The organism is Providencia sp. PROV061 (assembly GCF_011045655.1).
Classification (GTDB): Bacteria; Pseudomonadota; Gammaproteobacteria; order Enterobacterales; family Enterobacteriaceae; genus Providencia; species Providencia hangzhouensis.
The window spans coordinates 1,025,607-1,046,857 of sequence record NZ_CP042861.1 but is presented as its reverse complement, the minus strand read 5'-3'; the positions used below and the strand labels follow the sequence as shown (position 1 = coordinate 1,046,857).

Sequence of the window (21,251 nt, the reverse complement as noted above, 5' to 3'; positions counted from 1 at the left end):
GAATGATAGCGACTCATTAAATAAAAAATAGCTCAAGTAATCGTCATCACTTAAGCAGGTATTCTCACATAATTGTTACTAAATTTTATCTTCTGCCACCCACAATTTTATCAGTTCCCACTCTCTATGTCCGGCTATAGAAGTGACATAGTTCAAGCAAATTGCATTAATATTTAAATTTTTCTGTTAACAATTCGGTATTATCGATATTTAAGCTCATATTTATCGATCATTGTTTATTATTTACACAATAAAGGTTCATTTAAAAACTATTAACAAACTATATTAATTTTCGATTTACTCGTCTAGAATGCATAAAATATGTACTCTTTTTGTTCAAAAACATTTTCTTGATATGGCTTAAATATGAAATTAAGTAAATTTTTTAGTGCAATTTTTTTATTTGTACTCATATATTCTCCTGCTATTCAGGCAAGTAACTATTCATTTCTACTTAATAATAACGTATCGGATAGCTCAAACTCATCCATTTTTATTCAAATATTTAAGCAAGAAGGTTTATTAGAACTCTACCAAAAAACACCATCAGGAAAATATAAACTGTCGAAAACTTACCCAATTTGTAAGTTTTCAGGAGGGCTAGGTCCCAAAAAAATTGAAGGCGACCTGAAAAGTCCAGAAGGATTTTATCAAATTACAGCGGAACAGCTCAATCCTAATAGTCGGTATTACCGATCTATCAATATTGGTTTTCCTAATGAGTTTGATAAAGCGCAAGGCTATAGCGGTAGCTATCTTATGATCCACGGCAGTTGCGTTTCGGTGGGATGTTATGCCATGACCGATAAATATATGGGTGAGATTTACCAAACAGTAGAAACGGCCTTACTCAGCGGACAGTCGGTCATTAATGTCAGCATTTACCCATTTAAAATGACAAATGAAAATATGCTGCGCTACCGTAATTCCAGCCATTATGCCTTCTGGAAGCAGCTACAACCCGCTTACGAGTATTTCAACCGCACAGGAAGGCCTGCCGAGGTGTCGGTCGCTTTAGGTAAATATGCGGTTATTGACCAAGCTGATACCCCAACAAAATTGTTAGGGTCTAAATCACAATATGCGCTCACCAAGATAGAATAAGACGAAATTACCTGGGTCAATTCGCTGCCAGTTTTCATTACCCGTTAGTGGTTGCGTTGCGATAACAGAGACCACATCAGTGGGGGTCGTGCACTGCTCAAAATCGATTTCAATATCTTGGTCAAGTAATTTTGCTTTACCAAACGGTGCCTTACGCGTTAACCAATGTAAATTCGTCGAGCTAAAGGCCATCATATATTGCCCATCAGACAGCAACATATTAAATACCCCTTTATGACGTAATTGGTCAGCTAATGTCGCAATAAAACGGAACACGCTTTTCCAATTCGATGGCCTGCGTGGGTATTTTTCACTGAGTTGATGAAGTATCCAACAAAATGCCCATTCGCTATCAGTTTCACCTATTGGGCAATAACGTCCAGTTTTCAGTGTACGATACCCCTTTAATTGCCCATTATGTGCATAAGTCCAATTACGTCCCCATAGCTCACGAGTAAAGGGGTGAGTATTTGCTAACGACACATCCCCCCGATTTGCTTGGCGAATATGCGCAACAACACTTTCTGATTTAATCGGGTATTCCTGCACAAAACGAGCGACAGGTGATAAAAAACTGGGTTGAGGATCTTTAAATGTGCGACACCCGAGCCCCTCATAAAAGGTAATTCCCCAACCATCTTTATGTGGGCCTGTTTGCCCCCCTCGGGAAATTAACCCACTTAGGCTAAACGAAATATCGGTTGGAACATTGGCACTCATGCCAAGTAACTCGCACATTTAAAAGCTCCTGAAACAATAATAACGCTACTTCACCATCTCTTTTTCGATTAACTGAATTAAGATATGAATAACTTTAATATGAATTTCTTGGATACGGTCGGCATACCCAAAGTGTGGAACACGAATTTCAATATCCGCGGTTCCAGCCATTTTCCCGCCATCTTTACCTGTTAGCGTGATGACTTTCATACCTTTTTCACGCGCAGCGGCAATCGCTTTAATAATGTTTCCTGAATTACCTGAGGTAGAAATTCCGAGTAAAACATCACCTTTCATGCCAACAGCTTCGATAAAGCGCGAAAAAACATACTCATAGCCGAAGTCATTACTCACACAAGATAAATGACTCACATCTGAAATAGCAATCGCAGGATAACCTGGGCGGTTTTCACGGTAACGCCCTGTTAATTCTTCAGCAAAATGCATTGCATCACAGTGAGAGCCCCCATTACCACAAGATAATACTTTGCCACCTGCTTTAAAAGAGTCAGCAAGTAGAACTGCAGCCTGTTGGATAGCATTAATATTGGCATCATCGCTAAGGAAATTCGATAACGTCTCGGCCGCTTCAGTCAGCTCGCCGCGGATTAAGTCTTGATACATGAGATTTCCTCTTAATTAAGAATACGTTACAGAAATTACGATTAATTTACATCCAAATTATCCTAAAAGAAAAATGGCGTTCCATGGCAAAACTCAGATAGATATCAGTAATTAATCTTTAATAGTCAGATTGTTGCACAGGGATAATTTTGTTTCTACTTTTGATTGTGCTGTCATGATCCTATCGACAAAATTCACCGTATCTCATAACCAATAACCTGACTTTTCATAAAACAAATAAGACTAATTACTACGATAATTTCCTTTATATGACGTTTTTGTGAGCTAAGTTGTAATTAAGATGTAAATACATTGCTAATCCTTTATTAATAGGTATAGATTAAAGTAACAAACAGGTCAGACCTCTTACAAGTGGACAGGAGCTTAACTATGATCCTTCTCAGCATTGTGTTATTTCTCGCCTTAATCGGCGTACTTTGTTACCACAAAACCTCTTTAGTTTTTAGCTCAATATTATTATTGGCCTATACCGCGGTTATGGGGGTCATCAATATTTGGAGCTACTGGATGTTACTGCCAGTTGCCTTGGTTTTATTTCCTTTTGTCTTCACTCCCGTACGTCAATCGCTTTTCTCTATCCGCGCGATGAAAATGTTCCAAAAAGTCATGCCGCCAATGTCAAGTACAGAAAAAGAAGCCATTGACGCTGGAACAACGTGGTGGGAAGGTGACCTTTTCCGTGGTGCTCCAGATTGGAATAAACTGCATAACTACCCAAAACCACAATTAACCGCAGAAGAACAAGCTTTTATGGATGGGCCCGTTGAAACTGTTTGTGGTATGGTCAATGACTTCGAAGTTAGCCATGAACTTGCGGATCTTCCTCCTGAAGTGTGGCAATACCTACGTGATCACCGTTTCTTCGCTATGATCATCAAAAAAGAATATGGTGGCCTTGAGTTTTCTGCTTATGCACAGTCTCAAGTTCTACAAAAACTCGCTGGCGTATCCGGTATTCTTGCTATCACTGTTGGTGTTCCAAATTCATTAGGCCCTGGCGAACTACTACAGCATTATGGGACTGACGAACAAAAACAACGCTATTTACCGGGCTTAGCGACGGGTGAAGAAATTCCATGTTTTGCATTAACGAGCCCTGAAGCAGGCTCAGATGCTGGTGCAATCCCAGATTCAGGTGTCGTTTGTATGGGAGAATGGCAAGGTGAGCAAGTATTAGGAATGCGTTTAACATGGAACAAACGCTATATTACCTTAGCACCAATTGCCACTGTACTAGGTCTCGCATTCAAACTTTCAGACCCTGATAAACTCTTAGGTGGCGAGAAAAACCTTGGTATCACCTGTGCGTTAATTCCAACTAATACCCCAGGTGTTGAAATTGGTCACCGCCACTTCCCACTAAATATTCCATTTATGAATGGTCCTACACGTGGAAAAGATATTTTTGTTCCAATCGATTACATTATTGGTGGGCCAAAAATGGCTGGCCAAGGTTGGAGAATGTTGGTTGAGTGCCTTTCAGTGGGTCGTGGCATTACATTGCCATCGAACTCAACAGGTAGCTTGAAGAGTATCGCTATCGCGACAGGAGCTTACTCTTATATTCGTCGCCAATTCAAATTACCCATTGGTAAAATGGAAGGTATTGAAGAGCCGCTAGCGCGCATCGCGGGTAATACCTATCTAATGGATGCAGCAGCAACTCTCATCACCTCTGGAATTATGTTAGGTGAGAAACCTGCCGTTTTATCCGCTATTGTTAAATACCACTGTACACACCGTGGCCAGCGCGCCATTATTGATGCCATGGATATTACGGGTGGTAAAGGAATCTGTCTTGGGGATTCAAACTTTGTTGCCAGAGCCTATCAAGGCGCACCTATCGCCATTACAGTTGAAGGGGCAAATATCCTAACCCGCAGTATGATCATCTTCGGTCAAGGCGCTATCCGTTGCCATCCTTTTGTATTAGAAGAAATGGCCGCAGCGCAGGACAATAACTTACATAAATTCGATAAAGCCGTATTTGGGCATATTGGACATGTGGTTAGTAACCAATTCCGTAGCTTCTGGCTTGGTTTAACCAATGGCCGTGGAAGTCATGCACCAACCAAAGATGAAACACGTCGTTACTATCAAATGCTAAACCGCCAAAGTGCCAACTTAGCATTGCTATCCGATGTTGCCATGGGTGTGTTAGGCGGTAGCTTGAAACGCCGTGAACGTATCTCTGCTCGTTTAGGGGATATTTTAAGCCACTTGTATCTCGCATCTGCAACCTTAAAACGTTATGAAGATGAAGGTCGCCAGAAAGCAGACTTACCATTAGTGAAATGGGCGGTTGAAGATTGTTTATATCAATCAGAAAAAGCGATGGATGACCTCCTGAAAAACTTCCCTAACAAATTGGTTGCCGGGATCATGCGCATCACACTGTTCCCTACTGGCCGTGCGATGTCGACACCATCAGACCGACTAGACCATAAACTGGCTCAAATTCTGATGGAGCCATCAGAAACACGCGACAGATTGGGCCGTGGGCAGTATTTAACACCTACGGAAAACAACCCTCATGGCTTAGTTAACCAAGCCTTGCTGGATATCATTGCCGCTGAACCTATTTTCGAACGTATTTGCCGCTTAAAAGAGCGTAAGCTCAGCTTTACTCGCTTAGATAAGCTTGCTGACCAACTACTTCCTGAAAACGTAATTACGCAAGAAGAAGCTGATATCTTGCGTAAAGCAGAAGCAAGCCGGTTACGGACGATTAACGTCGATGAGTTTGAGTTTGATGATTTGGGTGTACTTCCGACAAAAAAGTCACCAGATGAACCTTCAAATGAAGAAACTAGTAAGAAAAAGAAAGCGGCTTAATTAATTATTAAGTTTATTAAGTAATAAAAAAACTCAAGGAGTTATTCGCCCCTTGAGTTTTTTATTAGTGCAAATTATACATCAATTTTCTACGTACTCGGGGAGTTTGCTCGTTGTTTAGCCTCTAATATATAAGGTCGTAATTTAATTTTATTATCCCAGTCACCTAGCTTAAATTGACAAATCTCCCCACCTTCATTTGCGCAAATTGTTAGATACTCTTTTGCTTTGTCTATTTTTCCAAATTCGTAAAAATAGATTTCAGAGGCAGCCTCTAACGCTAATAGACGGTAATAACCTTTAGTTTCTATCAACCTCTCCCAATATTTTATTGACTGCTCCAAATCAATCTCCACACCAACTCCGTGATTATTAAAGTAAGCTAATCGGTATAAACCCAGCTGGAAATTAGGATCAATCATTACAGCTTTATTTAAATATTCTAAACCAATTAAACAATTTTCATCTGCAATTCGCTTTAAATTGACTAGACTTTTTTCAGAACAGGTCGAATCATCAAAATATAATAAAAATAAAAGATAATGGGTTTTGGCGTCACCTTCATCTACTTTATTTTTGAGTAGATAAAATTTCTCTGCTGTCTCAATTGGTGTCATGGCCTGAAAAAAATTTTTCTCTTCTTCATGCTTCATATTATTAGTAGAAAAAGCAAGCATCCTATACGACGGAGGTTTCACGTCACTACTTTGTAAAAAATTTTCACTGTATGAATATGAATCATATCCACTGAGAATAAAAACTAGCACAACCAATAACCATTTCATATTAACCTATTAAATACGCGATCGTTATTTGATTTTAAAAATGGTAGTGTATTTTTCATTGTAGTCATTAATACATCATTTAAGCTTATAGATGACTCACTATTAAATAATGAAATCAACTCTGCTAGTTGATTTTCAGGATGAGCTATATCTTTTTGTTTAAACCACACATCAACAATATCTGTTTTTTTTCCATCAATCCAAGTTACCTCTGATATTAATTTATGTTGATTACTATTTCCATCCACATAATCAGAAAATGAATAATTTAAGCTTATTGATGAAATACCGGCCTTACTCAAACCTAATAATTCTTCAGACTGCGTTTTACCATCACTGTTTTTATCTCGCCATAACTTAAGATATTCCCAGTGAAAATCATCATTACTAACAAATCCATCATTATTGCTATCAAAATCCATTAAGCCATCAAAGCCATTTAATGCAAAACAACCATTTTCTTTCAGATAATCACCCCCAAATAACTCACTAGAATCATTAATAATTCCATCACTATTTTTATCCATCACCAATAATGCATCACTGGGAGAAACCCATCCGGTTTTTTTTAGCTCTCCATTAAATTTAAATAGCACACCAAAATCATATGATAAAGTTTCCACTCCATTATTATTTAAGTCAATAATTAAAGGTGTTTTATAGTCCTTTGCTATTTCCTTTATTTTCTTTAAGTTTTTCTTCGGTGTTCCTGCTAATTTAATACCATTGACACCAGACTTCTCAAGAAACTCACTCACGAAGTCAATACAATTATTTGATATCAAGTTATAATTTTCATTACCATCCGAATTATTTTTGATTGAATTATATGTCTTAAATAAATTATTTAAATCATTATCAAACACAGGTCCTTGTCCCACAATTGTCAAAGATGATGCTTCTGAATACTTATTATGATCATCGAATGAAATATTATCCGTATTGGTCAAAAAACTATTACCAGCACTAAAACCTATAGATACGCTTTCAAATTGGTTACTTTCCGGATTTATGCCTTTAAGGCCAATAAATACATGACCAAAAGAAGAATCCCCTATATTTGTATTATCACCTACAACATCTATATATTGGCTATCTGGCGGAGAAATAAATATAGTAAAGCTAGGTCCTCCATAGCTAGAGAAACCATTATCATCTAATTCAAACAATCGACTATCACCTTCATTTACGCTTTGTAAATAATGTTCTGGTATATATTCTTTAACATCCATACATCCCCCCTTTTATCTCTATTAATTTTTCATATAGTTATCTATATCATTGAGATATTTTTTACATTTTTCGCTACCATTTTTAGCACCAATATCTGCATAATATCTAGATTTATCAATATTTTTTATATTTCCATCATCATCAAAAAGAGTAATTTCAACTAAGTAATCACAGACTAATACAGAATCTCTCCCTCCTTTTTTTATTATCTTATCTAGAATTAGATTTGCTTTATTTACATTTTCATTCAATACAACCCCTTTATGATAAAGTTTACTCATTTCAAATAACGCCATATTATTATCAGGATTTATATTAACTGATTCAATTAAGTAATTAACAGCTTTTTTACATATGAAATTAGGTATCGAAGGCTTAAAATCAAAATACTTGCAATTAGAATCCTTAAGGAATAATTTAAATAATAATAAATTACTATTTGAATCTCCTGATGCAGCCTTTTCAACTAACAAAAAGAAATCTTTTTCATTTCTTGGTGGTGGGTACTCATCACTAATAGATGGTTCATATATTAAATACTTACTATCATAATTAAATGATAACATCCTATATGATGGCATAATGATATCTCTTTTAAAATCATTAGCTTTACACTCTAAAAAGGCTAAGCCAAGTATAAAAATCATCAATTTCATATTATTCTCATTTAAATAAAATCAATCATTAGAAGAAAATAAATTTATTTTTACATATAAAAAAGTATTGTAAATAACCTAAAAGAGTAGTTTTAACCTTAATTAAAAACAAAAAAATCCAGCCATTTATTTAATAGCTGGACCCATTAATTTTTTGAGGAATTATTTAAATTACAACTCCAACGCCAATAATTCCTCTATAGTTTGGCGGCGGCGAATTAGTGTTGGTTTACCATCAACAAACATCACTTCGGGTAATAATGGGCGGCTATTGTAGTTTGATGACATGGATGCACCATAAGCGCCAGTGTCATGAAAAACCAGAAAATCGCCAACTTTCACCTCGGGTAAAGCGCGGGTTACCACTAAACCGCCCTCTAACTGGGTAAATACATCTCCTGATTCACACAGAGGGCCAGCGACAATAGTGTCTTTTAGTTGAGCCCCATCAACGTTACGTCCATCCGTGGGTAATACTGAAATATGGTGATAGCTGCCATACATCGCTGGGCGCATTAGGTCATTAAAACCACTGTCTACAAGCACATAGTGGCGGCTACCCATATCTTTAACGGCTCGCACTTCAGCTAACAATACGCCTGATTCCGCAACCAAATATCGGCCAGGTTCTATTTCAAGTTCAATTTTGTGCCCTAAGTGTTGTTCGATACGTTGGCGAGCGTTATCCCATAAGCTGTAATAATGCTGCACATCGATTAATTCATCACCTTCACGATAAGGGGTTGATAACCCACCACCTGCTGAAATGGCATGAAGGTCAACCCCTGCGGTTGTGACTAGCGCCACCATAGAATCACACACATCGGCAAGATGTTGATAGTCAACCCCAGAACCAATATGCATATGAATACCAACCAATGACAAATTGTAATGGCGAATTTTTTCTAACGCTAAAGATAAGTCTTCATGCCAAATACCGTGCTTACTATTTTCGCCGCCAGTATTAGTTTTTTGGCTATGACCGTGACCAAAACCAGGGTTGATACGCAGCCAAACAGGATGGCCAGCTTTTTGCTCGCCAATTTGTTCAAGCATATCAATCGAGCCAGCATTCACAGGGATATCTAACTCAGTGACTTTCGCTAATGTCGTTCTATCGAGCACATCCGCTGTAAAGACGATTTCTGAGTTTTCACGCCCAGGCTGGAACCCTGCCACCAGCGCACGTTCAATTTCCCCTAAGGAAACGGAATCGACTTTAACGCCTTGCTGCTTCATTAAGCGCAGGATATGAATATTCGAGCACGCTTTTTGTGCAAAGCGCACAGTATCAAAAACTTGTAATTGCTTGATACGCTCAATGATCACCGCGCTATCATAAACCCAAACAGGGCTACCATACTGCTCAGGTAATACACGTAAATACTCAGGGGTTAAATATTGGCTTGTTGTCGTTGCGAATGAAGTCATTGTCTTTCTCGTTTGCAAGTTTTTATTATATTAAAAGCTATTATTCAAAGAATAATACGGGAAAAAAAATATCTATTTTGCTAAAGTCTATTCATATTTGATATAGACTTTATTTAAGGACTTTTTATGCAAGCCATTTCATGGCGGCACATCGAAATATTCCGTGCGGTGATGACCACCCCCAACCTGACGGAAGCCGCTGCGCTGCTGAACACTTCGCAACCCACTATTAGCCGTGAACTTGCACGCTTAGAATACCTTTTGCAGTTTAAGTTATTCGATAGAGTCAAAGGGCGGTTACAACCTACTGCACAAGGTTTACGGTTTCTTGAAGAGGTTGAACGCTCCTATTATGGCTTAGAGCGCATTAAAAATTCAGCGGAAACCATCCGGCGCTTCGAACATGCGCAAATATCGATAACCTGTCTACCGGCTTTCGCCCAATCTTTATTACCTCAGGTTTGCCAATCGTTTATGGAAAATTACCCTGATGTCAGTATCACGGTGATCCCACAAGAGTCCCCTGTATTAGAGGAATGGTTGTCAGCCCAGCGTTACGATTTCGGCTTAACAGAGCATCTACAAATGCCACCAGGAACTGAACAACAAACACTAGGAAGTTTAAATGAAGTGTGTGTCTTACCGGCGAGCCACCCTTTAACCCAAAAAGAAGTGTTAACACCCAGCGATTTTCAAGGCCAACGTTTTATTAGCCTGTCATTAACTGACAGCTACCGTCAGTTGATTGACTCAACCTTTGCGGAACACCACGTCGAACGAAAAATGGTCATGGAAACGCATTCGGCATCATCCATTTGCGCTATGGCACTAAAAGGGATTGGAGTTTCTATTGTTAACCCGTTAACTGCATTAGATTTCCATCAACAATCAGCTGGGAAGTTAGCTCTACGCCCACTCAGTTTTTCGATTCCTTTTACTGTTAGTTTAATAAGGCCAATTCACCGCCCTTCATCACAATTGACCAATATTTTTACTCAACATTTAGAGGATAACTTTAATCAAATAAAAACTCAGCTAACTTCCGCGCTGTTGCATCAATAACTGCCAATGAGGTGAAGTTTCAAACCAATTAGCGAGATAATCAATCACCACTCTCAGGGCGGTTGGCATTTTTTGGCGGCTAGTATACACAGCGTAAATACCTAGTGGCATTGGTGTATATTCAGGTAATAACTGAACTAACTCACCCGAAGCCAAATGATTAGCAACTGAATAATAAGGTTGCATAGAGATACCCGCTCCCTGCAATGTTGCTTCAGCGAGAAATACGGATTCGTTAGCACTTAAGCGCCCATCAACTAACACACTATGCTGCATGCCTGCTTTTTCAAATACCCATAAGCTACGACCAAAAAAATTGTAGGTTAAGCAATCAAGCAAAACTAAATCCTCTGGCTTTTCAGGCTGTTTTTTTCCTTTTAAAAAGTCAGGTGAAGCACAAATGACAGAATGGCAAGTTGACAAGGGTTTTGCGATTAAACTCGGTTCCAATTGATTCGTGATACGGATTGCCAAATCAATTCGTTCTTCTATCAAATTTACCGATTTATTCGATATTTGCATATCAATAGCCATATTCGGGTAGAGCTTCATAAACTCAGAAATAGCCACAGAAAGCGCACTTTGGGCGATTGATTGTGAACAACTAATACGCACTAAACCAGATAATGCTTTTGCATCAAGCTCTTGCTGCACAGGCACCATTTGGGAAATAGCATTAAGTTGCAAAGATTGTTGATATACCCCTTCCCCTGCTGAAGTTAGACTTAATTTCCGTGTGGTGCGATTTAATAAACGTACTCCCGCCCATTGCTCCATTTCTGACAAATAGCGTGTCACCATCGCTCTAGACATATCCAGTTTTTCTGCGGCTCCACTTAGGCTGCCTTGTTCAATGATAGTAATAAATACTTCAGCCGCTTTTAATCTATCCATACCATTCTCATTTGACCGAATTATGCAACAAACAACACCTAATTATGGGGTTTTTCATCTCATCATTGCAATTTAGTATACACGAAATGCAAAACAAACTTTTCTGTATAACTTCATTTTAGGATACAACATGAAATTGACCTTATTAGCGGCAACCGCGCTATTTGCCACAACGATAAATCTGGCCCAAGCTGAAACACTCACACTAGATGTTTATAACCCTGGAAATAACAGCGTATTTCCAGTTTCCTCTGAAATAATTAGCGGTTCAAGTGAAGTGGTACTGATTGATGCGCAATTTCAAAAAAATGATGCACAACAATTGGTTGATAAGATTAAAAAACTCAATAAAAAATTAACTACGATTTACATTAGCCATTCTGACCCAGACTACTATTTTGGGCTAGATACCCTAACAAACGCCTTCCCAGAGGCTAAAGTGATCGCAACAGCAAACACAGTTGAAGCCATTAAAGCCACTAAAGATGGCAAGCTGGCTTACTGGGGCGGTGTATTAAAAGATGAAGCCCCTGCCCATGTTATCGTCCCTGAAGTGATTAAAGGAGACTACTTCACCGTTGATGGCGAAAAACTTGAAATTAAAGGCCTTGATGGCGTGTCACCAGATAGAACTTATCTCTGGGTTCCATCATTAAAAGCCGTTGTGGGTGGCGTTATTGTTTCTGACAATATTCATGTTTGGGTAGCGGATACCCAAACAGAAGAGTCACGCAAAAATTGGCTGCAAACATTAAAAGACATCAAAGCGCTGAACCCAGCAACCGTTGTTCCCGGCCACTTTACGGGGGCGTCTAAATTAGATGTAACGACGGTTTCTTTCACTCAAAAATATTTACAGGACTTTGAAAGTGCATATAAAACAAGTAAAAACTCAGGTGAGCTCATCCAAAAAGTTGCAGCGAAGTATCCACAATTAGATGATAAATCAAGCTTAGAACTTAGTGCAAAAGTCATTAAAGGCGAAATGAAATGGCCTCAGTAATTAAGTAATATTCACTATTTCAGCCAGTTGCGCGGTATGTCCCGTATCTACACACTGAATGACTTACCTAAAACAATTTGGCTGATTTAACTAGATGACAGTGGTATTAATCTTTTGATGATAATGATACAACTTAATTCAAATTACTTAAAAATAGCAAATAAAGAGAACGATTATGAGTAACATCACCCTACACTATATTTATGACCCTTATTGCGGCTGGTGCTATGCCGCTGCGCCTTTAGTCGAAATTGCCAAGCAACACCCAAGTATCAACATTGAAATGCATGGTGGTGGCATGCTAGCAGGTGACGCTCGTCTACATTTAGATGATAATTTTCGCCAATATATTCTGCAATCCGATAAGCGCATTGCATCAATGACAGGGCAAGTGTTTGGCGATGACTATATAAAAATGCTACACGAACCTAATTTGGTTATGGACTCAACACCACCGCAAACCGCTATATTAGCGGCAACCAAGCAAGACAAAGGCTTTGAGATGCTTAAAGCCATTCAAAAAGCACACTACATTTCAGGACGCCATATTAAAGATACCGCGGTACTTCTTGAGCTCGCCAAAGAAATTAGCCTCGATGTAACCCAGTATGTATCCGACTACAGTGAGTGTGAGCAACATGAAACTGCGGCCCACATTGGAACAAGTAAGGCTCTGTTAGCGCAGTCAGGTGCATCCGGTTTTCCAACACTGTTAATACAACAACAGGATAGATGGTTGCGTGTTCCATTACAAAATTACCTCGGTGAGCCGAGTAAATGGCAGCAGTTTTTAGACTCTCTAGTAACAGCAGCGTCTTAACAACTACAACTCCGATTTTTACTCACCCCTTTCATGCATGCACGTATGGTTGTCTTTTAATTTAATATTCAATTATTGATAAATACAACCATATGCTAGCACTAATAATTAGCGCGGGGCCAAATGGGATCGTCTTCGTTTTTTTAGCTATTTTTTCCCCAGATAATGTCTCAGGGTAGTCCTGATTCGCATGTTGCTTCTTTTGATATATTTTAGGCAATAACCCATAGATTACCCAATATTGTAATAGCCCTACCCCTGCGGCAGTCCCCAAAAAGTAAGGAAGCTGCCAAACCCCAAGCCAGGCAGAACAAGCGGCAACGAGTTTAAAATCCCCCCTCCCCATTTGTGGCTGAGACGTTTGTTTTTCAACCAATGTCACCACCATAAGCATTACTAAGTAACTGATCAGCACCGCGTAAATAGCTGAAACCACATTCCCATTTGGCAAATGAATTTGATATAACAGCCCCAACCATAATAATGGGTATGTAAGAATATCAGGGAGATAACCTATTTTATTATCAATGATGAATAATGGAATTATCAAATTAATATATAGTGTCAAAAATAAAACCATATATAAACCATCAGACGTCGAATATATTATAAAAATTAATAAGCCATATATTAGAAGTAGAATAGTATTTTTAATAAAAATTTTTGATTTATCAAAAAAAACAACTGGTAAATAAACAAGCAGCTTTTTAGTCGAGAAAAAAGAGATTAACAACATAATCAAAACAGAAAAAATACAAACAAAATCAAACGGATTTGTAAATTTTTCATTTTGGCATGATAATATAAACTGCTCAGAAGGTGAAATAATAGATATAGCTGATGATATAAAAATACAGATTAATTCCCTCATATTAACTCCTTATTCCTTTATGGAGATAAAAATAAATATACTGTGAATTTCTGATGCCCCCAACACTTTAATTCCGTTGAGTGGAGTCGGTTTATTCGAATATCAGTATCCCCTAGTGGACTTCATCACAGTTTAAGATGTCGCTAATGGCACAGACATACTATAAAAGGTCAGTATTTCGTTATAAACTAGGTAGTAGCGCTTGAGTTTAACAATTCAACCCCCATATTCATCAAAGTTATATTATTTATTAACCCAGTTTGTACTAAGGAAAAGCTATGCGCATTCCACGCATTTATCACCCAGAGCCTCTTCAAATAAATACTACAATTTCTCTTGGTGATGATGCCGCAAACCATGTCGGCCGGGTGCTACGCATGACTGCTGGCCAAAAACTCGAACTTTTTGATGGCAGCAATCAGACCTTTAGTGCTGAAATTACTGAAGCAACTAAAAAAAACGTATTCGTACACATTGAAAATAGCCAGATTGAAGATAGAGAATCCCCGCTCGATTTACACCTAGGGCAAGTCATGTCTCGTGGGGAAAAAATGGAATTTACCATCCAGAAATCTGTCGAACTCGGGGTTAATACAATAACACCTTTATTATCAGAACGTTGCGGTATTCGCTTAGATGGCGAACGACTCGAGAAAAAATTACTACAATGGCAAAAAATTGCAATTGCAGCCTGTGAACAATGCGGCCGCAACCGAATTCCAGAAATTCGCCCAGTGCAACCCCTTGAAGCCTGGTGCGCCGAGAATGACGGTGCGTTTAAAGTTAATTTACACCCACGGGCAACAGAAAGTATTAATACGCTACCCACTGAACTAAAAAAAGTACGATTGCTGATTGGCCCTGAAGGTGGCTTGTCAGCAGACGAAATTGCCATGACAGCAAACTATCAATTTACCGATATACTGTTAGGGCCTCGAGTATTACGAACAGAAACGACTGCGCTAACCGCTATCACAGCACTGCAAGTGCGCTTAGGTGATCTGGGGTAAGGAGAAAAAATGATCAAGCTCGGTATAGTGATGGATCCTATTTCATCCATCAAAATCAAGAAAGACACCAGTTTTGCAATGATGTTGGAAGCTCAGCGTCGTGGTTATGAAATCCATTATATGGAAATGAATGACCTGTATTTACACCAAGGTGAAGCTCGCGCACAAACAAAAATCGTGACGGTCGAAGAAAACCCTGAAAAATGGTATGAATTTCATGGCGAACAAGATATCGCCCTAAGCTCACTTGATGCCATTTTAATGCGTAAAGACCCGCCTTTTGACACTGAATTTATCTATGCGACTTATATTTTAGAAAGAGCGGAACAAGCCGGCACCCTAATTGTGAATAAGCCGCAAAGCCTACGCGACTGTAATGAGAAATTGTTTACGGCTTGGTTTGCTGAATTAACACCGGACACATTAGTCACTCGCAGCCCACAAAAATTGAGAGAATTTCACCAAAAACATGGCGATGTCATTTTTAAACCACTCGATGGTATGGGCGGCGCTTCGATTTTCCGCCTCAAACAAGATGACCCAAATGTGGGTGTGATTATTGAAACGCTAACAGAACATAGCTCCCGCTACTGCATGGCACAAAACTTCCTGCCAGCAATTAAAGATGGTGATAAACGTGTCTTAGTTGTTGATGGTGAACCCGTTCCGTATTGTTTAGCACGAATTCCAGCTCAAGGCGAAACCCGAGGTAACCTTGCTGCGGGTGGCCGTGGGGAAGCGCGTCCATTAAGTGAAAGTGACTGGGCCATTGCGCGTGCTGTCGCGCCAACATTAAAAGAAAAAGGCTTAATTTTTGTTGGTCTTGATATCATCGGTGACCGTTTAACTGAAATTAACGTGACCAGCCCAACGTGTGCACGGGAAATTGAAGCCGCATTTGATATCTCCATTACCGGTATGTTAATGGATGCCATTGAACGCCGTCTCAATAAATAATTTATAGCAGTGGTTTATCTTTACTGATGATTTTTATTTTTTTCACACAATATATTGTTTTAACAAGATATATTGTTTTCAAACGGTAAAAGTCATCAGTTTTATTTACCACCTTATAGTTTTGCCTTTTATTGTGTTCTATCAATTGTTTTTAAATTTGCTGGAGTCTAAGTTTGAATCTGCAAAACCATTTTCTTATCGCCATGCCATCCTTAACAGACCCTTATTTTGAACAGTCGGTCGTTTATGTGTGTGAGCACAATGAAAAAGGGGCGATGGGGATCGTGATTAACAAACCTATTGATGACTTTTCTGTCGATACGATGCTCAAAAAACTCGAAATTACGATTTCAGATAAAATTGATAACCGTAATTTAAAAAAGCCCGTCATTGCGGGAGGCCCTGTTGCAGAAGAACATGGGTTTATCTTACACACACCAATTAAAGGCTTTTTATCTAGCCTGCATTTAAATGATGACGTCATGGTGACGACGTCAAAAGATATCTTAGAGACTTTAGGAAGTGAGCACTCGCCTACCAACTCATTAGTGGCGCTAGGTTATGCAAGCTGGGAGCCAGGCCAACTTGAGCGTGAAATTATGGAAAATAGCTGGCTAACCGTTGAAGCTTCTCCTCAGCTTATTTTTGACACACCCATTCATGAACGCTGGAGTGCCGCGGCTAAATTAATTGGTGTTGATATTCATACAATTTCAATGCAAGCGGGGCATGCTTAATGTCTGGAAGAACATTGTTAGCCTTTGATTTTGGAACCAAAAGTATCGGTGTAGCGGTTGGGCAAGAAATTACAGGTACTGCACGACCACTAACCTCACTAAAAGCCAGTGACGGCCGTCCTGATTGGCAACAAATCGAAAAGTTACTTAAAGAATGGCAACCTCAGTTGGTTATTGTCGGCCTTCCCCTTAATATGGATGGTACCGAGCAACTTGTTACAAGCCAAGCCCGTAATTTTGCAAATCGGATTCATGGCCGTTTTGGTGTTAAAGTCGAATTACATGATGAACGTCTTTCCACGGTTGAAGCAAAAGCAGGCCTTTTTGAACAAGGCGGTTATCGAGCACTAAGCAAAGGCAAAGTTGATTCAGCCTCTGCCGTGGTGATCCTTGAAAGCTGGTTTGAACAACAGATGTAATTATTGCGTATTTTGCGTGGTTATTTTTAGCTTAATCTCACGCCATGGTGCCGTTCTGATGTAATTTGCTTTACACTATGGTCAACAGCCGCTATTCATGTATGACATGAATAAAATAGTATTGAATAAACCATATTGAATAAAATAATGACCATTCAAAATAATATCTCTGATGTCACCGCGCGTATTGAGCATGCTGCCGCAGAGTGTCAGCGCTCATCACAAGACATTACGCTACTCGCGGTAAGTAAAACAAAACCTTGTGAAGCTATTTCAGAAGCCATTGAGGCAGGTCAGCGCCAATTTGGTGAGAATTATGTTCAAGAAGGTGTTGAGAAAATTCAATATTTTTCGCATAGAAATGACCTTATTTGGCATTTTATTGGCCCATTACAGTCAAATAAAAGCCGCCTTGTCGCTGAACATTTTGACTGGTTTCATACCTTAGACAGAGCGAAAATTGCTCAGCGCTTAAATGACCAACGTCCTAGTGAAAAAGCCCCTCTCAATGTGCTAATCCAAATTAATATCAGCGATGAAAACAGTAAATCGGGTATAACACTAGCAGAAGTCGCAGAACTTGCTGCACAGGTCGCTACTATGCCAAACCTAGTGTTACGCGGCCTGATGACGATCCCTGCACCTGAAACGGATTATGAACGCCAGTGTGCGGTGTTTCATCAAATGAATGAGGCATTTGAGCAATTAAAAACCACTTATCCCACGGTTGACACTCTTTCAATGGGGATGACTGACGATATGCGTGCAGCAATCCATTGCGGTTCAACACTTGTTCGCATAGGAACCGCTATTTTTGGCGCTCGCCAATATCACCAATAAATAGGAGAACAGAATGCAACATCGTAAAATTGCCTTCATCGGCGCCGGAAATATGGCTCACGCCATCATTGCTGGGCTGGTTAACCATGGTTACCCTGCATCGATGATCACGGTGTGTTCTCCGACACCTGTGCGTCGAGATAAACTGGCTGAACAATATGGCATTATCAGCAGTCATGATAACTTAGCCGCTGTCAAAGCTGCGGATGTGATTGTCCTTGCCGTTAAGCCGCAAATGATGAAAGAAGTATGTGAACCACTACAAAATGCGGCTGATTTTGAGCAAAAATTAGTCCTAACCATTGCGGCTGGGATCCCAGCAGAACGTTATAACGACTATTTCGCTCATTCGCTGAATTTAGTACGCATCATGCCAAACACGCCATCATTGGTAGGGAAAGGCGTTAGTGGGCTATTTGCTCAAGGGAAAGTTTCAGAGCAAGACAAACAATTTGCACAAGAACTGATGCAAAGTGTCGGCTCAACGATTTGGTGCCAACAAGAACAAGAAATCAATAACATTATTGCTATTACTGGTAGCTCTCCTGCCTATTTCTTTCTATTTATGGAATCAATGCAGCAAAAAGCAGAGCAACTCGGTTATGATAAACAACAAGCTAGAGAGCTCGTTCTTCATGCGATTGAGGGGGCTGTAGAACTTGCTAAGTCACAAAATGACACGGCTTTTTCGACTCTACGTGAACAAGTCACCTCTAAAGGCGGTACCACCGCGATGGCTTTAGAGCAATTTTATAATGGAAATCTTCCGCAGATTGTTGCCGATGCAATGCAAAGCGCAATAAACAGAGCTGAAGAAATGGAAAAACTTTTTTAAATTAATCGCGGAACTCACCATGCAGACCTTAGTATTCGTCGTTACTACCCTGATCCAACTGTATATTTTTGTATTACTGCTGCGCGTATGGATGCAGTGGGTGCGTGCAGATTTTTACAATCCCTTTTCGAAATTTGTTGTCAAAGCAACACAGCCTATCGTCGCACCATTGCGCCGAGTCATTCCTTCTTTTGGCGCGATAGATACCGCTTCAGTGGTTGTGGCATTTATTTTAGCCATTGCAGCTATTATTTTTGGTATGTGGGCGACTAACTTGCTCCCTATTTTAGGCATAAGTATTTTGCCTATGGGGCTGATTTTATTATTAACCTATACCGGTAAATTGATTTTTTGGATGATTTTAATCCGTGCAATTTTAAGCTGGGTCAGCCAAGGCCGTAACCCTGTAGACTATTTATTATACCAATTAACAGAACCTTTAATGGCGCCAATTCGTCGTATCATCCCTGCTATGGGTGGGTTAGATTTCTCCGCAATGATTGTGATGTTTATTTTAATTGCACTGAATTATCTGCGTGTTGATATCTCACTGATGATTGACCCATCATTGACTGCAATGATGTATTCCATTGGTATTATGTAAAAACGAGTTTTAAATAATGCAAAAAGTTGTTTTAGCCACCGGTAACCCCGGGAAAGTGAATGAGTTAGCTGACCTATTACGTGATTTTGGGATGGATACCGTCGCACAAACCTCATTAGGTGTTGAATCTGCAGAAGAAACAGGCTTAACCTTTATTGAAAATGCGATCTTAAAAGCACGCCATGCAGCAGCACAAACCGGGTTACCCGCAATTGCTGATGATTCAGGAATTTCTGTTGATGCACTCGGTGGTGCACCTGGCATTTACTCTGCACGTTATGCAGGGGAAGATGCGACCGATGAGCAAAACCTGATAAAATTACTTGAAGCAATGAAAAATGTGCCTGACGACCAACGTCAGGCTCAATTCAACTGCGTTCTGGTCTATTTACGCCATGCAGAAGACCCAACGCCGTTGGTTTTTCATGGTCGCTGGCACGGTGTCATAACTCATGAACGCAAAGGCCAAGGTGGCTTCGGTTATGACCCTATATTTTATGTTCCTGAATTAGGTTGCACCTCAGCAGAGTTAACAAAAGCAGAAAAACAAGCCGTTTCACATCGTGGAAGAGCCCTCACAATGATGTTGGATGCGCTGAAGAATGCTTAAATTACCCCCACTGAGCCTGTATATCCATATCCCCTGGTGTGTGCAAAAATGCCCTTATTGTGACTTCAACTCGCACACACTTAAGGGGGAAATTCCTCAGCAAGAATATGTGGCACACTTGTTGGCCGATTTAGACATTGATGCAAAATTAGTTGCAGGGCGTTCGGTAAAAACCATTTTTATTGGGGGTGGAACGCCCAGTTTATTAAGTGCTGAGTCAATGCAAGCATTAATGGATGGCGTACGTCAGAGAGTTGATTTAGACCCTCACGCAGAAGTCACCATGGAAGCAAACCCCGGCACTGTTGAGGCTGGCCGTTTTGCAGGTTACCAAGCAGCAGGAATCAACCGTATTTCTATTGGCGTACAAAGTTTCGGTAATGACAAATTAATCACTTTAGGGCGAATTCATGGCGCTGATGAAGCGAAGCGCGCCGCTCAGTTGGCCACTAATCTTAATTTAAGAAGCTTTAACCTCGATTTAATGCATGGGTTACCTGCGCAAACTCAAATTGAAGGTTTATCTGACCTGCGCCAAGCCATTGAACTTGCACCTCCGCACCTGTCTTGGTACCAATTAACCATTGAACCCAACACTCAGTTTGGCTCACGTCCTCCAGTATTACCCGATGACGATACACTGTGGGATATTTACACCGAAGGCCATAAATTATTGAGCGCGGCAGGTTATCAGCAATATGAAACATCCGCCTATGCTAAACCCGGTTACCAATGCCAACACAATCTCAATTACTGGCGCTTTGGTGACTATTTAGGCATCGGTTGTGGTGCTCATGGAAAAATTTCTTTTGAAGATGGTCAAATTTTACGAACCGTAAAAACAAAACACCCTCGAGGTTATATGGAGGGGCGTTATATGCACCAATCCTATGATGTTGATGCCTCCGATAGGCCATTTGAATATTTCATGAACCGCTTTCGTCTGCTTGAAGCTATGCCTCGCGCTGAATTTACCCAATATACAGGGTTACCAGAATCAACAGTTAGAGCGGCTATTGATGAAGCCTTAGCTAAAGGCTATATCACAGAAACCGTGAATGAATGGCAGATCACAGAGCATGGAAAATTGTTTCTCAATTCCCTATTAGAGTTATTTTTAGGTGAAGAGTAGCGGTTATTCGATTTATTTATAATATCATTTCACTTATAAATTAGATGA

22 protein-coding genes are annotated in these 21,251 nt (G+C 39.7%); 14 read left to right on the top strand and 8 right to left on the bottom strand.

The genetic code is table 11. The features are described 5' to 3' along the window. The first annotated feature begins 366 nt into the window (after positions 1 to 366). Positions 367 to 1,104: a L,D-transpeptidase family protein gene (locus FVA72_RS04715; protein ID WP_004264751.1), complete on the top strand. Its 738-nt coding sequence runs from the start codon at positions 367 to 369 to the stop codon at positions 1,102 to 1,104. Here FVA72_RS04715 and FVA72_RS04710 read toward each other — a convergent pair. Both FVA72_RS04710 and lpcA read right to left on the bottom strand, forming a co-directional pair. Continuing rightward, on the bottom strand, positions 1,075 to 1,842 hold the full coding sequence (locus tag FVA72_RS04710) for a class II glutamine amidotransferase (protein ID WP_004264748.1): 768 nt from the start codon (positions 1,840 to 1,842) through the stop codon (positions 1,075 to 1,077). The genes FVA72_RS04715 and FVA72_RS04710 overlap by 30 nt on opposite strands. A 27-nt stretch (positions 1,843 to 1,869) precedes the next feature. Beyond that, positions 1,870 to 2,448: a D-sedoheptulose 7-phosphate isomerase gene (lpcA, locus tag FVA72_RS04705; RefSeq protein ID WP_004264745.1), complete on the bottom strand. Its 579-nt coding sequence runs from the start codon at positions 2,446 to 2,448 to the stop codon at positions 1,870 to 1,872. Positions 2,449 to 2,838: 390 nt separating this feature from the next. Between lpcA and fadE the strand changes: the two genes are divergently transcribed. Next, a complete protein-coding gene (fadE, locus tag FVA72_RS04700; RefSeq protein ID WP_110592317.1) occupies positions 2,839 to 5,304 on the top strand; it encodes an acyl-CoA dehydrogenase FadE in 2,466 nt (821 codons plus the stop codon). Between the two features lie 89 nt (positions 5,305 to 5,393). Here fadE and FVA72_RS04695 read toward each other — a convergent pair whose 3' ends face one another. The 4 genes from FVA72_RS04695 to lysA form a co-directional block, all read right to left on the bottom strand. Further along, positions 5,394 to 6,089: a hypothetical protein gene (locus FVA72_RS04695; RefSeq protein ID WP_004264740.1), complete on the bottom strand. Its 696-nt coding sequence runs from the start codon at positions 6,087 to 6,089 to the stop codon at positions 5,394 to 5,396. After that, positions 6,086 to 7,321: a hypothetical protein gene (locus FVA72_RS04690; protein ID WP_110592318.1), complete on the bottom strand. Its 1,236-nt coding sequence runs from the start codon at positions 7,319 to 7,321 to the stop codon at positions 6,086 to 6,088. The genes FVA72_RS04695 and FVA72_RS04690 overlap by 4 nt, the downstream gene beginning before the upstream one ends. Before the next feature lie 21 nt (positions 7,322 to 7,342). Next, a complete protein-coding gene (locus FVA72_RS04685; RefSeq protein WP_096864767.1) occupies positions 7,343 to 7,978 on the bottom strand; it encodes a hypothetical protein in 636 nt (211 codons plus the stop codon). A gap of 171 nt (positions 7,979 to 8,149) precedes the next feature. Next, positions 8,150 to 9,409, bottom strand: a complete 1,260-nt coding sequence (lysA, locus tag FVA72_RS04680; protein WP_110592319.1) for a diaminopimelate decarboxylase — start codon at positions 9,407 to 9,409, stop codon at positions 8,150 to 8,152. A gap of 126 nt (positions 9,410 to 9,535) precedes the next feature. Here lysA and FVA72_RS04675 point away from each other — a divergent pair, with 126 nt between their 5' ends. Next, entirely contained in the window at positions 9,536 to 10,471 is a 936-nt protein-coding gene (locus FVA72_RS04675) for a LysR family transcriptional regulator (RefSeq protein WP_094962044.1), read from the top strand. Here FVA72_RS04675 and FVA72_RS04670 read toward each other — a convergent pair. Continuing rightward, positions 10,445 to 11,365 (bottom strand): LysR family transcriptional regulator, encoded by a 921-nt coding sequence (locus tag FVA72_RS04670; RefSeq protein ID WP_110592320.1) that lies wholly within the window; start codon positions 11,363 to 11,365, stop codon positions 10,445 to 10,447. The two genes, FVA72_RS04675 and FVA72_RS04670, sit on opposite strands and share 27 nt — an antisense overlap. A 130-nt stretch (positions 11,366 to 11,495) precedes the next feature. Here FVA72_RS04670 and FVA72_RS04665 point away from each other — a divergent pair, with 130 nt between their 5' ends. Further along, on the top strand, positions 11,496 to 12,368 hold the full coding sequence (locus FVA72_RS04665) for an MBL fold metallo-hydrolase (RefSeq protein ID WP_094962046.1): 873 nt from the start codon (positions 11,496 to 11,498) through the stop codon (positions 12,366 to 12,368). A 175-nt stretch (positions 12,369 to 12,543) separates the two neighbouring features. Beyond that, on the top strand, positions 12,544 to 13,188 hold the full coding sequence (locus tag FVA72_RS04660) for a DsbA family protein (RefSeq protein ID WP_110592321.1): 645 nt from the start codon (positions 12,544 to 12,546) through the stop codon (positions 13,186 to 13,188). 61 nt (positions 13,189 to 13,249) lie between these two features. Here FVA72_RS04660 and FVA72_RS21960 read toward each other — a convergent pair whose 3' ends face one another. Next, on the bottom strand, positions 13,250 to 14,059 hold the full coding sequence (locus FVA72_RS21960; protein ID WP_110592322.1) for a prepilin peptidase: 810 nt from the start codon (positions 14,057 to 14,059) through the stop codon (positions 13,250 to 13,252). A gap of 278 nt (positions 14,060 to 14,337) precedes the next feature. Here FVA72_RS21960 and rsmE point away from each other — a divergent pair, with 278 nt between their 5' ends. From rsmE to hemW, 9 genes are all read left to right on the top strand, one after another. Then, the gene (gene rsmE / locus FVA72_RS04650; RefSeq protein WP_110592323.1) at positions 14,338 to 15,069 is read left to right on the top strand and encodes a 16S rRNA (uracil(1498)-N(3))-methyltransferase; all 732 of its coding nucleotides are present in this window, start codon (positions 14,338 to 14,340) and stop codon (positions 15,067 to 15,069) included. Positions 15,070 to 15,078: 9 nt separating this feature from the next. Further along, on the top strand, positions 15,079 to 16,026 hold the full coding sequence (gshB, locus tag FVA72_RS04645) for a glutathione synthase (protein ID WP_004264707.1): 948 nt from the start codon (positions 15,079 to 15,081) through the stop codon (positions 16,024 to 16,026). 173 nt (positions 16,027 to 16,199) lie between these two features. Further along, positions 16,200 to 16,763 carry a YqgE/AlgH family protein gene (locus FVA72_RS04640; RefSeq protein WP_094962048.1) on the top strand — a complete coding sequence of 188 codons (564 nt, stop codon included), beginning with the start codon at positions 16,200 to 16,202 and terminating at the stop codon, positions 16,761 to 16,763. Continuing rightward, a complete protein-coding gene (gene ruvX / locus FVA72_RS04635) occupies positions 16,763 to 17,182 on the top strand; it encodes a Holliday junction resolvase RuvX (protein ID WP_004264697.1) in 420 nt (139 codons plus the stop codon). Before FVA72_RS04640 ends, ruvX begins: the two co-directional genes overlap by 1 nt. Positions 17,183 to 17,329: 147 nt before the next feature. Next, positions 17,330 to 18,022 carry a YggS family pyridoxal phosphate-dependent enzyme gene (locus FVA72_RS04630; protein WP_110592324.1) on the top strand — a complete coding sequence of 231 codons (693 nt, stop codon included), beginning with the start codon at positions 17,330 to 17,332 and terminating at the stop codon, positions 18,020 to 18,022. A gap of 13 nt (positions 18,023 to 18,035) precedes the next feature. Next, positions 18,036 to 18,857, top strand: a complete 822-nt coding sequence (gene proC / locus FVA72_RS04625) for a pyrroline-5-carboxylate reductase (protein ID WP_004264693.1) — start codon at positions 18,036 to 18,038, stop codon at positions 18,855 to 18,857. A 19-nt stretch (positions 18,858 to 18,876) separates the two neighbouring features. Further along, on the top strand, positions 18,877 to 19,461 hold the full coding sequence (locus tag FVA72_RS04620; RefSeq protein WP_094962050.1) for a YggT family protein: 585 nt from the start codon (positions 18,877 to 18,879) through the stop codon (positions 19,459 to 19,461). A 16-nt stretch (positions 19,462 to 19,477) separates the two neighbouring features. Beyond that, on the top strand, positions 19,478 to 20,071 hold the full coding sequence (gene rdgB / locus FVA72_RS04615) for an RdgB/HAM1 family non-canonical purine NTP pyrophosphatase (RefSeq protein ID WP_110592325.1): 594 nt from the start codon (positions 19,478 to 19,480) through the stop codon (positions 20,069 to 20,071). Further along, positions 20,064 to 21,203, top strand: coding sequence for a radical SAM family heme chaperone HemW (hemW, locus tag FVA72_RS04610; protein ID WP_110592326.1), 1,140 nt, complete (start codon positions 20,064 to 20,066; stop codon positions 21,201 to 21,203). Before rdgB ends, hemW begins: the two co-directional genes overlap by 8 nt. The last annotated feature ends 48 nt before the right edge of the window (positions 21,204 to 21,251 follow it).

Coding starts and splice junctions, on each gene's coding strand:
- FVA72_RS04695 (WP_004264740.1), bottom strand. CDS start 6,089: ATGAAATGGTTATTGGTTGTGCTAGTTTTTATTCTCAGTGGATATGAT.
- hemW (WP_110592326.1), top strand. CDS start 20,064: ATGCTTAAATTACCCCCACTGAGCCTGTATATCCATATCCCCTGGTGT.
- FVA72_RS04715 (WP_004264751.1), top strand. CDS start 367: ATGAAATTAAGTAAATTTTTTAGTGCAATTTTTTTATTTGTACTCATA.
- FVA72_RS04710 (WP_004264748.1), bottom strand. CDS start 1,842: ATGTGCGAGTTACTTGGCATGAGTGCCAATGTTCCAACCGATATTTCG.
- FVA72_RS04675 (WP_094962044.1), top strand. CDS start 9,536: ATGCAAGCCATTTCATGGCGGCACATCGAAATATTCCGTGCGGTGATG.
- FVA72_RS04685 (WP_096864767.1), bottom strand. CDS start 7,978: ATGAAATTGATGATTTTTATACTTGGCTTAGCCTTTTTAGAGTGTAAA.
- FVA72_RS04660 (WP_110592321.1), top strand. CDS start 12,544: ATGAGTAACATCACCCTACACTATATTTATGACCCTTATTGCGGCTGG.
- FVA72_RS04630 (WP_110592324.1), top strand. CDS start 17,330: ATGACCATTCAAAATAATATCTCTGATGTCACCGCGCGTATTGAGCAT.
- FVA72_RS21960 (WP_110592322.1), bottom strand. CDS start 14,059: ATGAGGGAATTAATCTGTATTTTTATATCATCAGCTATATCTATTATT.
- fadE (WP_110592317.1), top strand. CDS start 2,839: ATGATCCTTCTCAGCATTGTGTTATTTCTCGCCTTAATCGGCGTACTT.
- rdgB (WP_110592325.1), top strand. CDS start 19,478: ATGCAAAAAGTTGTTTTAGCCACCGGTAACCCCGGGAAAGTGAATGAG.
- FVA72_RS04665 (WP_094962046.1), top strand. CDS start 11,496: ATGAAATTGACCTTATTAGCGGCAACCGCGCTATTTGCCACAACGATA.
- FVA72_RS04670 (WP_110592320.1), bottom strand. CDS start 11,365: ATGGATAGATTAAAAGCGGCTGAAGTATTTATTACTATCATTGAACAA.
- FVA72_RS04690 (WP_110592318.1), bottom strand. CDS start 7,321: ATGGATGTTAAAGAATATATACCAGAACATTATTTACAAAGCGTAAAT.
- proC (WP_004264693.1), top strand. CDS start 18,036: ATGCAACATCGTAAAATTGCCTTCATCGGCGCCGGAAATATGGCTCAC.
- lysA (WP_110592319.1), bottom strand. CDS start 9,409: ATGACTTCATTCGCAACGACAACAAGCCAATATTTAACCCCTGAGTAT.
- FVA72_RS04620 (WP_094962050.1), top strand. CDS start 18,877: ATGCAGACCTTAGTATTCGTCGTTACTACCCTGATCCAACTGTATATT.
- gshB (WP_004264707.1), top strand. CDS start 15,079: ATGATCAAGCTCGGTATAGTGATGGATCCTATTTCATCCATCAAAATC.
- ruvX (WP_004264697.1), top strand. CDS start 16,763: ATGTCTGGAAGAACATTGTTAGCCTTTGATTTTGGAACCAAAAGTATC.
- lpcA (WP_004264745.1), bottom strand. CDS start 2,448: ATGTATCAAGACTTAATCCGCGGCGAGCTGACTGAAGCGGCCGAGACG.
- rsmE (WP_110592323.1), top strand. CDS start 14,338: ATGCGCATTCCACGCATTTATCACCCAGAGCCTCTTCAAATAAATACT.